This is a genomic window from Halalkalirubrum salinum (assembly GCF_005543295.1).
Lineage (GTDB): Archaea > Halobacteriota > Halobacteria > Halobacteriales > Haloferacaceae > Halalkalirubrum > Halalkalirubrum salinum.
In genome coordinates, this window is the sequence record NZ_SRSG01000025.1 from 34,490 (window position 1) to 47,666 (window position 13,177).

At 56.4% G+C, this 13,177-nt stretch carries 12 protein-coding genes and 1 pseudogene; 4 read left to right on the forward strand and 9 right to left on the reverse strand.

The genetic code is table 11. From position 1 onward, the window contains the following. The coding region (locus tag E5K03_RS10615; RefSeq protein WP_205742987.1) for an RNA-guided endonuclease InsQ/TnpB family protein at nt 1–1,149 on the forward strand (1,149 nt) is incomplete at its 5' end. Nucleotides 1,150–1,799: 650 nt separating this feature from the next. On the opposite strand, the gene E5K03_RS10620 is transcribed toward E5K03_RS10615, so the two are convergent. The 3 genes from E5K03_RS10620 to E5K03_RS10630 form a co-directional block, all read right to left on the reverse strand. After that, a complete protein-coding gene (locus E5K03_RS10620; RefSeq protein WP_138006829.1) occupies nt 1,800–2,744 on the reverse strand; it encodes an ABC transporter permease in 945 nt (314 codons plus the stop codon). 65 nt (nt 2,745–2,809) lie between these two features. After that, a complete protein-coding gene (locus E5K03_RS10625; RefSeq protein ID WP_138006830.1) occupies nt 2,810–3,808 on the reverse strand; it encodes an ABC transporter permease in 999 nt (332 codons plus the stop codon). A 90-nt stretch (nt 3,809–3,898) separates the two neighbouring features. Beyond that, nucleotides 3,899–5,524: an ABC transporter substrate-binding protein gene (locus E5K03_RS10630; RefSeq protein ID WP_138006831.1), complete on the reverse strand. Its 1,626-nt coding sequence runs from the start codon at nt 5,522–5,524 to the stop codon at nt 3,899–3,901. A gap of 300 nt (nt 5,525–5,824) precedes the next feature. On the opposite strand from E5K03_RS10630, the gene E5K03_RS10635 reads away from it, so the two are divergent. Further along, nucleotides 5,825–6,484, forward strand: coding sequence for a lactate utilization protein (locus E5K03_RS10635; protein WP_138006832.1), 660 nt, complete (start codon nt 5,825–5,827; stop codon nt 6,482–6,484). Nucleotides 6,485–6,491: 7 nt separating this feature from the next. On the opposite strand, the gene E5K03_RS10640 is transcribed toward E5K03_RS10635, so the two are convergent. Both E5K03_RS10640 and priS read right to left on the reverse strand, forming a co-directional pair. Then, nucleotides 6,492–7,631, reverse strand: a complete 1,140-nt coding sequence (locus tag E5K03_RS10640; RefSeq protein ID WP_138006833.1) for a hypothetical protein — start codon at nt 7,629–7,631, stop codon at nt 6,492–6,494. Then, nucleotides 7,628–8,794 carry a DNA primase small subunit PriS gene (gene priS / locus E5K03_RS10645; RefSeq protein ID WP_138006834.1) on the reverse strand — a complete coding sequence of 389 codons (1,167 nt, stop codon included), beginning with the start codon at nt 8,792–8,794 and terminating at the stop codon, nt 7,628–7,630. The genes E5K03_RS10640 and priS overlap by 4 nt, the downstream gene beginning before the upstream one ends. A gap of 130 nt (nt 8,795–8,924) precedes the next feature. Here priS and E5K03_RS10650 point away from each other — a divergent pair, with 130 nt between their 5' ends. Beyond that, nucleotides 8,925–9,242: a DUF5785 family protein gene (locus E5K03_RS10650; RefSeq protein ID WP_138006835.1), complete on the forward strand. Its 318-nt coding sequence runs from the start codon at nt 8,925–8,927 to the stop codon at nt 9,240–9,242. Between the two features lie 22 nt (nt 9,243–9,264). Here the strand turns inward: E5K03_RS10650 and udk are convergent, their stop codons facing one another. From udk to E5K03_RS10665, 3 genes and pseudogenes are all read right to left on the reverse strand, one after another. Then, nucleotides 9,265–9,951: a uridine kinase gene (gene udk, locus E5K03_RS10655; RefSeq protein WP_138006836.1), complete on the reverse strand. Its 687-nt coding sequence runs from the start codon at nt 9,949–9,951 to the stop codon at nt 9,265–9,267. A 519-nt stretch (nt 9,952–10,470) separates the two neighbouring features. Continuing rightward, a pseudogene (locus tag E5K03_RS17920) lies at nt 10,471–10,794 on the reverse strand (hypothetical protein); the annotation flags it as partial. A 9-nt stretch (nt 10,795–10,803) separates the two neighbouring features. Then, the gene (locus E5K03_RS10665) at nt 10,804–11,163 is read right to left on the reverse strand and encodes a hypothetical protein (RefSeq protein WP_138006837.1); all 360 of its coding nucleotides are present in this window, start codon (nt 11,161–11,163) and stop codon (nt 10,804–10,806) included. 335 nt (nt 11,164–11,498) lie between these two features. Between E5K03_RS10665 and E5K03_RS10670 the strand changes: the two genes are divergently transcribed. Then, complete coding sequence (locus tag E5K03_RS10670) at nt 11,499–11,861, forward strand: MarR family transcriptional regulator (protein ID WP_138006838.1); 363 nt, start codon at nt 11,499–11,501, stop codon at nt 11,859–11,861. Between the two features lie 461 nt (nt 11,862–12,322). Here E5K03_RS10670 and E5K03_RS10680 read toward each other — a convergent pair whose 3' ends face one another. Continuing rightward, nucleotides 12,323–12,598 carry a DUF433 domain-containing protein gene (locus E5K03_RS10680; RefSeq protein ID WP_138006839.1) on the reverse strand — a complete coding sequence of 92 codons (276 nt, stop codon included), beginning with the start codon at nt 12,596–12,598 and terminating at the stop codon, nt 12,323–12,325. Nucleotides 12,599–13,177 lie beyond the last annotated feature (579 nt).

Here is a 13,177-nt window from a genome sequence, read left to right on the forward strand (position 1 = left end):
ATCAACTCGAAGTGCTTGCAGATGGCCGTCCGACGCATCTACTCAAGCCTCAGCGTTCTCAAGTCACTCAAGTCCAAGGGTTACAAAGTCGGGAAACTCAAGTGGAAACCGCCAAGAGAGTACCGCAGCATCGTGTTCAACCAATCAGGCTTCGACGTGGATAGTAACACGGGCCGAACCGAACACGCCACACTCGAACTCTCGAAACTTGGGACGATGAACGTTGACTACCATCGCCCACTCCCCGAAGACGGCACAATCAAAGAAGTCCGTCTGAAAAAAGAAAAATCAGGGAAATGGTATGCGTCGGTCGTCGTTAACCACGACCCAGAATACCCCGAGAAACCAGCCGTCGAAGACATCCAACTCGACGATACTGTGGGTGTTGACCTTGGAATTCTCAAATTTGTACACGATTCGGACGGCACTGCGGTCACACCGTTGGACGAGTCTGAAGACCGTGAGCGAATCGAGAAGCGTCACCGGGCATTGTCTCGCAAACAGCACGGGTCTGCGAACTGGGAGAAAGCCCGAGTGAAACTCGCTGAAGCGTATGAACGCTTGTCGAACAAGCGAACGGATTTCATCGAGAAACTTGCTCGCTCGTACACGACACAGTACGATGCGGTGTTCTTGGAGAAGCTGAACGTTCGCGGGATGCTCGAACAGGACTCAAATGGGCGGAACATTGCGTCGATGGCGTGGAGTGACGCCATCAAAACGTTCGAGCGTCACGGCGACAAGAACGGTTGCCACGTCGTGACCGTCCCACCTGAGGGGACGACTAAGCGGTGCGCTCGCTGTGACGTTGAGTCCGACAAGGCACTCTGGGTCCGGGAACACTCGTGTCCGTCGTGTGGGTTCGAGGCCGACCGGGACGAGAACGCCTCGTACAACGTTTTGAAACTCGGGTTAGAGAAATTGGGTATTGCGTACGATGTAGATGCGGTAGTAGGTCTGGGAGAGGCCGAATCAACGTCCGCAGAATCGCGGTACGATTCTGATGGGCTGGGAAAATCGCCACGCGATTTTCAAACGCCTGCGGAGACTGCGCTCCCTACGGGTGCGGACGCGAACGATACTTCGTCGTTCTGTGTTGTGCCTGCAAAGCGCGTTTGTCGAGGGGACCTCGACAGGCTGTCAGACTGAGTCTGACAACGTCGTAGAAACAGGAAGCCACGGGTCACCCGACCCGTGGTAATTCACTTACTCACTAGTAAACAGGCCTGAGAACTGTGTTCTGACCGGACGGGGGGAAATGGTACGCTTGAGGTCCGCCGTCAGTATCCGTGACCCGAACCGGCCCGCATGAGTACCGATTGTTTAACGATAGTAACGCTATCTGAGAAAAAGCACGCCTTCGGACTGTTTTCGTATATACGGTCGGCATAATTGACGTGGTTGAGAACAACTTCTTTTCTCGAAGACGATCGCGCCCCTGGAGGTGATCTACCAGCGATTATTTCCGAAATACTGCGTACAGAGGACCACTGGGTTGCTGAATATACTCTCTAGAAAATATATAGGTTCCGATACTTCGGACGATTTGTGTGACGTGAACCATTCGTGTGTCTTGTAAGGAGGAAACTACCGAGACTGATCTGGGGAACTGGCTGAACTCCGCAGCGTGGCTGCCAACGAAATCCGCAAACGACCGCGAAGGGCGATCGAGCATCATGTGTAACCTCGAATTCCGTCGTAACAGCAAGACTTCGAAGTTTGACGTATCCTGTGTCACATCCAGTAACGAGAGTTTGTCAGTCTTTGTGGGCTTCAACAAGGCCGATCCGATCGATTCCTCAGTCCTCGAGTTGTGGATCGACAGCATCCTGCAACCCATCACCGAAGAGATTGAACGCCATTACGGTGAACAAGATTGCGATCCCCGGCCAGATGCTGAACCACGGCTGTGGAAGCATATACCCACGCGATTCTGACAGCATCTGTCCCCAATCCGGCGTCGGCGGCTGCGCACCGTAGCCGAGAAACGACAACCCGGCGATGATGAGGATACTAATCCCGATCTGTAGGGTTCCTTGAACGATCACCGGTGCGAAGCTGTTTGGAATGATGTGTCGTATGATAATCCACCGATTCTTCACGCCGGCAGCGCGGGCGGCCGAAATGTACGTCATCTCTCGGACGGTGACCACGCGGCTACGGATGAGACGGGCGAAGACGGGGATCACCGCGACGCCGACACCGACCATCGCATACGTGATGCTGCGGCCGAATGCAGCCATGAACGCAATCACGAGCACCAAGAACGGAATCGCGTAGATTGTCTCGGCGAGTCGCATGAGGATGTCGTCTACTAAGCCGCCGTAGTAGCCGGCGATCGCTCCAACTGCCGTTCCACCGATCATCCCGATCGCCGTCGAAAGGAATCCAACCGTGATCGAAATCCGTGTTCCGTAGATTACCCTCACCAGGAGGTCACGGCCGCGGTGATCAGTTCCAAGCGGATGCGCCCACGTCCCGCCGTCGACGAACGCTGGCGGCAAGAGTGAGTCAACAACGTCGGGGTCATTTTCAGGGTGATACCACACTGTCTCGGCGATCGCGTAGTCGAAGACGAGATAATCGAACCACGTGAACGCCGCCAGAAGCGTTAACCCCCCGATAAGATACAGCCCGAGCCGGGCGGTCGTGTCTTCACGAACAGCCTTCACCGTGTGTCGCCACCCGACTGCACGGGTTTCGACATCGTCCGATCCTGCCTCCTGTCTCTCACCGATCGCCATTCAAAACCACCTCCGTCGATTGCAGACGAACTGCTGGTAACACAACGAACGGCGTGTCCGGCGGCTCATTCAGCATCACCGTAGGTCACCCGTGGATCGATGTACGCATACGAAATGTCTGTGATAATGACGCCAACGAGGAATAACACGCCAAAAAACAGCGTCGTTCCCATGACGAGCGGATAATCCTGTGTTTGAATGCCCGTGATGATGAGTCGCCCCATCCCGTTGATATTGAACACCGTCTCGATGAGTACGGATCCCCCAAGCGCCGTCGAAACGTTGAGTCCGACAATCGTCACCACCGGTAGTTGGGCCGCCCGGAAGGCATGTCGCCGCAAGACGGTCCGCTCTGGGACGCCGTAGCCGCGGGCCAGGCGAATGTACTCTTTGCCGAGCGTTTCGGTCATTGAGGACCGTTCGATACGCATCGCAGCGGCCATCTGTAGCGTGCCGAGCGCGATCGTCGGCAGAACCAGGCTCCGCGCTGAGAGATACCACACCTCAAGCCACGTCGAGGCATTTGTCACCTGTGCGGGCGATCGCCACGGGCGAACGAGATCCGAGGAAGGCAACCAGCCAAGATGGAACGCGAAGACGATGATCAACACCAGGCCGATCCAAAACGACGGCGTCGAGACCCCAAACAGCGCAATCACCCGTGAGACGTGATCGATCCAACGGTTTCTGTACGCCGCCGAGAGGACCCCAAGCGGGATCGCGATCCCGAGACCGAACGTATACGCTGATCCGACGAGTAACGCCGTGACCGGCAACCGCTCGAGGATCTTCTGGGTCACCGGCTCATCGTAGTAGAAGCTCACGCCGAGATCGCCCTGGAGCACGTTCGAAATGTAGATCAGGTATCGTTCGTGGAGCGGCCGATCGAGGCCGTATCGCTCTTTCAGTGCCTGTTCGAGCGCCTCGTCCATCTCTGGGCCGACCATGATGTCGACCGGACTTCCGGGCATCGCATTCGTCAACAGGAACGTGATCGTCGTGATTCCCAACAGAACGGGAATGGTCTGGACGATCCGCCATAGTACGTACCTAGCGAGATTCATATGATCGCATCAAGTTTGTCAGTGTCTTCTCCGACAGCCGATTTTAGTTGTCGATCAGTCGACAGCACCTCGACTGGCCAGTACTGGCTGTTATTTGTTGATTGAGACGTTGTTCGTCGGACCAACCATCCGCGGATTGAGTCGCTGGCGCGGGTGGACGATGAGGTCGTCGACGTACTCTCGTACACCGATCGTCGTTTTCGGACTGTATCCAGCCAGGTGAACGCGGTCTTCGAGTAGCTGGGTCGCCACGTCGATATACAACTCACGCCGCTCCTCGAAGTCGGTCGAGCGCCGAGCAGTGGTGATCTTTTCCATCACGTCGTCGTTCTCGTAGAACACCCCGTTTGGTGCGTTGCCCGCATTGCTCTCGTGGAAAAGCGGGGTGAAATACAGGTCCGGGTCCGGCGGGTTGAGATAGCCAAGCAGGTAGATGTTGTAGTCCTCGTCGTCGCCCGTGTCGATATTGTCGAGGAACGATCCCCACTCGAGGCGCTGAACCTGCGTATCGTAGCCAATTTCTTCGAGGCCGTTGCCGATACTCACTGCGATCTGCTCACGGATATCATCTGGTGGCGAGAGAATGGTGAACTCGTAGTCATCCGGGACACCTGCCTCTTCCATGAGTTCGAGCGCCCGATCGCCGTCTTTGTCGTGTGGGATCTCGCTCCACTCGCCGATCGGCATATCCCACTCCTCGACGACTGGGAGCGGCAGTGGTGCGTAGTTTCGGGTCCCAGCTGGCTCGACGAAGTTCTCGACTGCCTGATCCATCGAGAACGCGTAATCGACTGCCTCGCGAACCATGGGGTCCGCAGTCGGACCCTGATTGCAGTTGAACGCAGCAAAGTAGTAGTTGATTCCCGGGACGTCCCGAAGTTCGGCACCATCGATCCCTTCGACAGTATCCCAGATCTGTGGCGGGATCCCGTCGATCACATCACTCTCTTCGGTCTGCAGCCGCGTCGCGCGGGTTGTGTCTTCTTCGACGGGGACGAGTTCGACCGTCTCGACGTTCGGGAGTTCGTCCCAGTAGTCCTCCCACCGCGTCAGCTCTGCAACCTCGCCCTGTCGCCAGGTCGTGAGCTGATAGGGGCCTGAGCCGATCGGTGGCTCCGTGTTGTACGCCTCGCGGTCGGCGGTTCGGGCCGCCTTCGAGACGATATTGTTGGTCAATACTTCGATTTCAAACGGCACAAACGGGAACTCAAGGTCGATCTGGACGGTCCGATCGTCGATGAGTTCGATCGTGTCAATTGTTTCGAGCGCGTCGTCACCGAGATCCTCCTCTTCGACCGGCGCAGTATAGGTGTGTTCGACGTCCTCGGCGGTAACCGGCTCGCCGTCGTGGAACCGTGCGTCTTCTGTGATCTCGATAATGTATCGTTGGCCGTCGCGCTCAACTGTGGGTTCATCAACGGCGAGTTTCGGAACCAATTCTGTTCCTTCTCCGAATTCATACAGCGGGTCGAAAACGCGATTGATTACTTGATATGAGTAGATGTCGCCAACGACAAGCGGATCTAACTGGATTGGATCGACCTGCTGTGCGTACACGAGCCGGCTCGGATCCTCGGATTCGCTGTCTCCATTAGCATTCTCTGTTTCACCATTGCCGTTGCCGCCACCGACGCAACCAGCAATCGAGACACCGGCAACACCGGCACCAACCGATCGGAGCATGCGCCGACGTGTTGGCGTTGAGTGTTCGCTCATATACTCATGAGATTCTGGAAAGTGATATACTCGGCCGTGCTGGCAAGAAACCCTCATTGACCGCGAAACCGTGCGTTTCTTGCCGCTATCGGCGTAATCTACCTACAATAATCATGGCTATTTCACGGCTGAACACCAAATTCAGCACCGCAGTACACTTGCTTAGTGATACCATGTTCCGATAGTATCGATGTCACCAGGTGACAGTGGTGTCCGCGAGTGGTTTTGTATCTGTCCTTCGAACAACAGACAGACCGGTCGATCCGTTTCTGTATGCGGATCGACTGTTGTCCATTTACCATGTCTCAACAGACAAAAGCCGACTACATCGACGACGTAGCAATTGACGAAGCACTCGACAACAATCCAACCGACGAACAGATTGCGGCGACGGTCGACGCGCTTGCGGATCGAGGATTTGCGCCTGTCGTCGTCGACACTGCAGAAGACGCGCTTCAGTATCTGGTCGACACGATTTCAGAAGATGCGTCAGTAATGAGCGGCCACTCGACAACGCTCGAAGAAATCGGATTCATGTCGTATCTTGAGTCAGAAGACCACGGGTGGGAAGCACTCTCCGATGAGATCTGGTCGATCGACGACGACGAAAAGCGAGCGGACGCACGCCGAAACGCTCAGACTGCGGAGTACTTCCTTGGCAGTGTCAATGCGATCGCACAGACTGGCGAACTCGTCGCCGCAGACGCCTCTGGGAGCCGAATCGGGGCGTATCCGTTCGCCGCAAAGAATCTGCTTCTTGTAAGCGGAGTTAACAAGATTGTTGCGGATCTCGATGCTGCACTCGACCGTGTGGAATCGGTCGCATACCCACTTGAAAACGAACGCGCTCAAGAAGCCTACGGCACCGAGAGTGTAATCGCAAAGCAGCTAATCTATCGGTTCGAAGCGACAGAAGATCGGACAACAATCGTGCTCGTCCGCGAGTCACTCGGGTACTAACACTCCACTAGTCGATCGGCTCTGCGGCGTTTCGATCCAGCAGTGGCGTTGCGTTCATCGCGGGCAGCTGGACGACATCATCCGCACGAAGCGTGTACTCACGCTCATCGACGCCCAGAATCGAACCGACGTCTTCGGTGATTCTGATCATTCGCCGCTGATCGGCGTCTGCCGCAACGTTTGCGCTACCACCATCGCTTACAGCAGTATCACTTTTCGGACCCTGATCGAGTTCCGAATTTCCTGCCGGGCGATCGGCGTTGGTCTGATTGGAACTGGATTTGTCATCGACTGGGACATCCGGCGGAACGCCATCATGTGCGGTGTCAGGGGTAACTGGCGTATGTCTCTGATCGGTCGGTCCCTGTGATGAATCTACATTTGATGATGCTGACACGGAACCAGAATCTGGATCTGATGATGCAGACACGGAACCAGAATCTGGATCTGATGATGCTGACGCGGAACCAGAATCTGGATCTGATGATGCTGACGCGGAACCAGAATCTGGATGTGGGTCTGGCGCTGCTGTGGATACCGTATTCGGTGCAGTCGGGCCAGTCTGCGTTGCTAGATCAGATTTGTCGTTCTCGTCGACGATTTCACTGGAAGCCACAGCCGTCTCTCCAGCGCTGGACATCGCGTCCGCGAGCACGCTATCGGTTGATGGTGCTGTGCCCGAAAATGGCGTGCTTTCGCTCTCGCTGTTGGATGGTGTCGCTTGTGAGTGTTGTTTATTGCTGTCGTGGGCTGTTTTTCGTTCGCCGGCAAGAACATCCAAGACAGCTGCTTTGTTGTGTTTAATCCGATCTACGAGGTCACAGAACAGTTCGTGTTCCTGGCTCGTCATTCCCTCCTCTTCGACGGGCATATCGGCTGCTGCGAAACTCGAGAGCTTGACGACCTTGCCAACTCGCCGTTCGTACAGCGATTCGACGATGTCTTCGGCGGTTTCGATTTCGTCGGAGAGCTGTCTGACCTGTTCGTCCGAAAAGGGATGGTCGACCGCTTCCGCGCGTCGATCGCGGCTCGATTTGAGATCAGAAATATACGCTGCGACCGCCTCGTAAAAATCGTCGCGCAGGTGCTGGAGGCTGTCCTTGCGGCGTTCGGCTTCTTGGACCGATCTGAGCTCGTCGAGATTCATGCTGGTTCGGGGGCCTTTTTTGCCTCGCCGCGGGTCATGAGAAACACGCCGAGGTACTCCGGTACGATACTAACTCCCTGTGGTATCTTAGTCCTGTCGCCGTTGAGATCAACTGTCCGGGGCTCGGGAGTTTCGATCGTAATTTCTTGACCGACGAACCGCTCGGGAATCGCGTCCGAAAGCGGGTCGAAGGCGTCGAGATCGTCGCGTTCGATCGGTGTCACGACGAGTCCGCTGCCGCCGTGGAGCGTGCCCGGAAGCCTGATCAGTCGCCGAACGTCGGTCGTGACCGGCTCGTCGATCGGGGCGTTCTGTTCGTCGACGACCGACTCGGCGAGCGTCCGAACCAGGAGGCGGATACCAGGTCCCCCAACTTCCATGTTCCCGGCTTCAATCGCCTCACGATTGCGCGTTACTGCCCCGTAGATCGTTTCAGCCCGGCCCGCACCAATTCCGTCAAACGACTGCAATCGATCGATCGCCGCAGACTTCTCTGCGGCCTCCAGCTCGGAAGTGAGCTCCAGTAGCGCCTCGTGAATTCGTCGCCCCCACCCGCCGTCGTTTTTGAGTACTCGCTGGTTCGTGCCGGCCTGTGAGACAGTCGTAATAATGTCGTCAACTTCGAGGCCATGGCCGCGGATGTAGTCGACGATCTCTCCGCGAGCCGCGCTGTCTAGAGATCGAACCGACGAGTCCCGAACATGAACATGGTACCCGCGACCGCCAGAGAAGACGATCTTCATATCAGTAAACCCAAAATCGGTTTCTAAAAACGACAACAGACGGTACAGCGCGTCCTTGCATGCTGCGAGCATCTCCGCGTGCGTCGCCGCGTCGGGGTCAACACCCGGGAGGTGATCGGCGTCGAGATCGAACACCAGGTCTGCGCCGGTCCACCCTTTTGCGCCCATTGTGCTTGCGCCTGGATCGCGGTACCGCGCGGCCGAAAAGTACGCGTGCCGAGGCGCGGTTCGTTCGAGGAAGTCATCGAGCGAACCGAGGTCCATTTGTGATTGGTGTCGGACCATCGTCGTGCCCGATCCGGCCGTCCACGGGATGTGGCCCCACTCGCGGACGTTGGCTGCCGGTGGGAGCGGTATATCTGCCCGGCGATAGTAGTCCCCAAACCGGCCGCGGAGGTAGCGTCTGGTCCGATCGTCCATCGCAACGGCGTTGTGGACGTGACGCTAAATGCGTTGTCGTTCTGCGGTGCCACGGCTGTCGCACGTGTGGTCGGCTGCTTGATCGCGATCGAACGTAACGACTATCATCGATCGTTTGCAACGATAACGCATGGATTGGCCACACGATCCCGACGGCGAGAAGGGCAGCGAAGGCGGCCGTAACTACGGCCACGCCGTCCTCGCAAAGAAAATCGACGAAGATGAAGACTTCCCGCTGAATGCGGCTGAATTCGTCGAGACGTACGGTGACGATCCCATTCGAATCGACCACGAGACCGTCGTCTCGGTTCGAGAGATCTTCGAACACGTCAATGAGGACGAATTTGCTGATTTCGTCGAATTCCACCAAGCGGTCGGACGAGCGATGCGAAACGCCGGCTACTGGTTCTACGAAGGTGCCGACGAGTTCGTCCGAACCCGCGGCTGATCACCACCAAGACCCGATTCCGCTACTTTTCGACGTTGAGTCCGTCTGGAAAATCTCCCTCGATCGCGTTGCGCTCCCAGTCACGAGTCGTTGATCCGTCGACCTCTGCGCGGATCTTCTCTGCCAAAAGGTCTACTGCGACGGTGTTGGCTCCCTCTGGGATGATAAGATCTGCCTTGCGCTTTGTGGGCTCGATGAACTGCTCGTGCATCGGCTTGACCGTCGTGAGATACTGTTCGATGACACCTTCGAGGTCTCTGCCCCGATCGATCACGTCCCGCTGGATTCGTCGGAGGATTCGGACGTCTGCGTCGGTCTCGACGTAGAGCCGGAGGTCAAGCATCTCCGTAATGTCGTCGTCATATAGCGCAAAAATGCCTTCGAGCACGATGACGTCAGTCGGCTCGACAGTCGTCCGTTCTGGCTTTCGGTTGTGGATTGAGAAGTCGTATTCGGGCATCTCGATCGATCTGCCCTCCAACAGCGCGCCGAGCTGCTCGCGGAGGAGACTCCACTCGAACGCTGAGGGGTGGTCGTAGTTCACACCTGAGCGCTCCTCGAGTGGCAGGTGCGAGAGATCGTTGTAGTAGTTGTCGACTGGGATTCGGGTAACTGAGTCTCCTACACTTTCTGTCACGAGGCGAGCGACCGTCGTCTTGCCTGCGCCCGTGCCGCCGGCGATACCGATCACGAACGACGGAATGGTCATCAGCCTGTGTTCTGGCTGATCCGGTTTGAACCTACGGTTTTGGTCCGATCGTTCGGGTCGATCGGCTATCTCGGACGACAACTGTTTGTGATTCCGGGTAGTAAAGTCGAGTGCGCGTCTTTAGTCCCCGGCAGAGTACTTCCACATGGAAGCGATGATCGCACGGAGAACCCAGACGCGCGACAAACGGTTGCCGTACCGCATACGGTACCCCGGCACGAGGGTTTCCCGGTTGACGCGGCATGCCGCCTCGGGATGATACCGGCCGTTAGTGTTCCGGGTGTACATCGACCTTTTACGCTGCGCGAGCCGTTGGCTCGCTCGGTAAAAGCTCGACCAAAAGCACTCCTCGCTCCCGCTGATCGCTCGTTGGCCTCGCGCTCACGTCTGTTCGCGCGAGTGAACCGGCGACCTACCGGGCTCTGCGAGCCGCTCGGTCGCCGAACGCTTGCCTAAACTACTTCGATCACGCTTACTAGTAGATTCTCGCCCGGTAGTGTTCCGGGCGTATATTTCGAATTATCGTAGATACGTCTCTATTTTATCGACGACAGTATCGACGAATTCGTCAGTAACCCGGCCCTGCCACGCTACCAGGTCCTCGATCCGTGGCGAGTGAACGGCCCACGGCGAGACGAACGACTCGCGCGGGACACCGCCGACTTCCCACACCTCGGAACGCAGCGCGAGCGAGTCTTCGTACTCTTTGGTCGAGACGGCGACTGCGAGGAACTGCTCGTCGGCGAACGGGTGCGAACTGTTGTTGACGATCAGCCACGGTCGCTGGCTGTCCTCACCTGATTTGAACGGATCGGAACTGCGGACGACATCGCCTCGTTCCGGTTACATTTCTCAGTCCTTCTCGCTGGGATGTGGCTCGTCCGGAGCGGCCGCATCCCACTCGTCCGGGTCGATTCCCCCATCCTCGTCGTTGAGCTGCTCCGTCACAGTATGGAGGTCGTACGCATCCTGTACGCGTTCCAGATCTCTCGTGATCGCCCAACACTCATCCTTATGTCGGACGAGATCACGACGTTTCAGGCGGGAAAGGGCAGTGCCGACCGTGTTCGAGTCTTCCTCGATTCCGGTCGCAATTTCCGACCGGGTGAACGCTTTGTCCTGATTCGTATACAGGTAGATGAGTACCTGCTTGGGAACGCTCGGACCATTTGGAAGATCGCCTGTTTCGAACTCTTCGATACGAACGGGCATACACGGTACTTAGCGTGCTGATGTAATGAATGTACTCCTGTGCCTAAACCTCCCATGAAAAGCGAGTTCACTTTGACCGAGCCTACTAGTAGTTTCTCGCCCGGTAGTGTTCTGGGTGTACATCGATCTTTTACTGCGCTCGTTTGCTACGCTCACCTGCTGGTAAACGCTCGATCAAGAGCACTCCTCGCTTCGGCGCTTAGTCACTTGTCGGCCTCGCGCTCACGATCGTTCGCGCGAGTGAACCGGCGAGCTTCCGGGTCCTTCGGACCGCTAGACGGACGCAAAAGAGAATCCTGGAAAGTCTTTAGTACATCTAATACAAAGCAGTACATATGCCAATTAGTGCTGATCGGTTCGAAAAGATCGATGACAGTGAGGGACAACCGAGGCCTGGGACGAATGCCGCTACGATACTCGAATTTCTCGAGGAGAATGCAAACGAGGCGTTCACGCAGACCGAAATAGCACAGGCAACCAAGGTCAAGCGTGGCTCGGTCGGACCGACGTTGGTGCGGCTTCGGGAACGTGGCCAAGTAGACCACAGAGGACGGTACTGGCGAATTAGTGATCACGATCGGAGTATCGACGCTGCAACGGCCCACGCTAGTGAAGTCGCTGATAGTCACGAAAAATCACCGTTCGAATACGACGAGTGGCAGGAGTACGCAGTCGACCCGCGTGAACAGCGTGAGTGATGCCTATCAAAAAAGGGATGTCTTCTGGCTCCCGATCCCTTCAGACAGGGTTCGAACCCTCGACTCTGGTTGGTTTTGGTCGCAGAGCAGCTACCGTATCCCGGCGAAGAGTACGTTTGTGCTGCACTCACGACGAGCGATCTTCCTGCAAACTACGAAGTCGGAAATGCGTGGATCACAGGCCGAAACCCCGATAAGAAATCATACTGTTCTCCATGGGTTATTGGAACGGTCAAACACCGTGCCGTAGCGAATCCACAGGGACGCATCACGACGGAGTTCACCGATAAAATAATTACAGTAAAGCGGTTCTTGACGGGTCTTGGAAGCTGACGGAGTAGATCAGGACACCGTGTGCTCTCCGAACCGATCTTTTGCCTGCTCGACGTTGTGACCACGTTCCTGAAGAACCCGTTCGAACACCCGTCCTACGTGTTCATCCAAAAGAATCCGAGCACCCATCACTTCACGGTCTCTTTCGGCTTGAGCGACGTTTTGCGAACTTCGTCAAATGCTGCTTCGTTCGCCTGTTCGTACTCACGCATCTCCTCTACATGCTCATAATAATACGAAAGGGCCTCGTAAACGGCAGCGAGAGACACGTCGAACTGATCCGCCACGGCTGCAGGAGATCGCCCGCCCTCGATCACCCGGGCGGCGACATGACGAACGCCAATACGTGTGCCATCAATCCGTGGCTCGCCGCCGAGCACGTCCTCGTCATGGGAGATCGTCATGAAAAAAATACGATACCTGATTGTTTATATCTTTTCGGCAGAGGAGCGAAGCTCACTGTGATTGGCTGCCTGTATCCTGAATTTTATTTTGAACGTGGTTCGTTTCACTGCGACCGAGCCTAGTAGTAGCTTCTCGCCCGTTGGTGTTCCGGGCGTACATCGACCTTTTACACTGCGCGAGGCGCTAGCTCGCTCGGTAAACGCTCGATCAAAAGGACTCTTCGTCTACTCGCGGGCTATCGGCCCGTTCGTATGATACGAGAGAGCTTTGTTCTCTTGCTACTCCCGTTGGTCGTTCGTCGGCCTCGCGCTCGTCCGATCGCGCGAGTGAACCGGCGACCTACTGGGTGTGCATCGGACTGCTCGGTTTTATGTAATCCTGAATAAAGAACCTCCAAGTTGAAGCATTTCGTCGAATTCACCGTTTTAATGACGCTTCCGCGCAGGGATAACCACTATTGCACTGTCACGAATGGCTTCTACTCATCCGTCTTTAGCTAAGCGAAGAACCGCATGACAGCGGCGGCTTATCGGGACACCTTTTCGGAAGGAATGAGGAGGCTTCAGCTGTGCACACAG

Excerpts from the sequence above, each read along its gene's own strand:
- E5K03_RS10620 (WP_138006829.1), bottom strand. The coding sequence starts at position 2,744 with ATGGCGATCGGTGAGAGACAGGAGGCAGGATCGGACGATGTCGAAACC.
- E5K03_RS10625 (WP_138006830.1), bottom strand. The coding sequence starts at position 3,808 with ATGAATCTCGCTAGGTACGTACTATGGCGGATCGTCCAGACCATTCCC.
- E5K03_RS10630 (WP_138006831.1), bottom strand. The coding sequence starts at position 5,524 with ATGAGCGAACACTCAACGCCAACACGTCGGCGCATGCTCCGATCGGTT.
- E5K03_RS10635 (WP_138006832.1), top strand. The coding sequence starts at position 5,825 with ATGTCTCAACAGACAAAAGCCGACTACATCGACGACGTAGCAATTGAC.
- E5K03_RS10640 (WP_138006833.1), bottom strand. The coding sequence starts at position 7,631 with ATGAATCTCGACGAGCTCAGATCGGTCCAAGAAGCCGAACGCCGCAAG.
- priS (WP_138006834.1), bottom strand. The coding sequence starts at position 8,794 with ATGGACGATCGGACCAGACGCTACCTCCGCGGCCGGTTTGGGGACTAC.
- E5K03_RS10650 (WP_138006835.1), top strand. The coding sequence starts at position 8,925 with ATGGATTGGCCACACGATCCCGACGGCGAGAAGGGCAGCGAAGGCGGC.
- udk (WP_138006836.1), bottom strand. The coding sequence starts at position 9,951 with ATGACCATTCCGTCGTTCGTGATCGGTATCGCCGGCGGCACGGGCGCA.
- E5K03_RS10665 (WP_138006837.1), bottom strand. The coding sequence starts at position 11,163 with ATGCCCGTTCGTATCGAAGAGTTCGAAACAGGCGATCTTCCAAATGGT.
- E5K03_RS10670 (WP_138006838.1), top strand. The coding sequence starts at position 11,499 with ATGCCAATTAGTGCTGATCGGTTCGAAAAGATCGATGACAGTGAGGGA.
- E5K03_RS10680 (WP_138006839.1), bottom strand. The coding sequence starts at position 12,598 with ATGACGATCTCCCATGACGAGGACGTGCTCGGCGGCGAGCCACGGATT.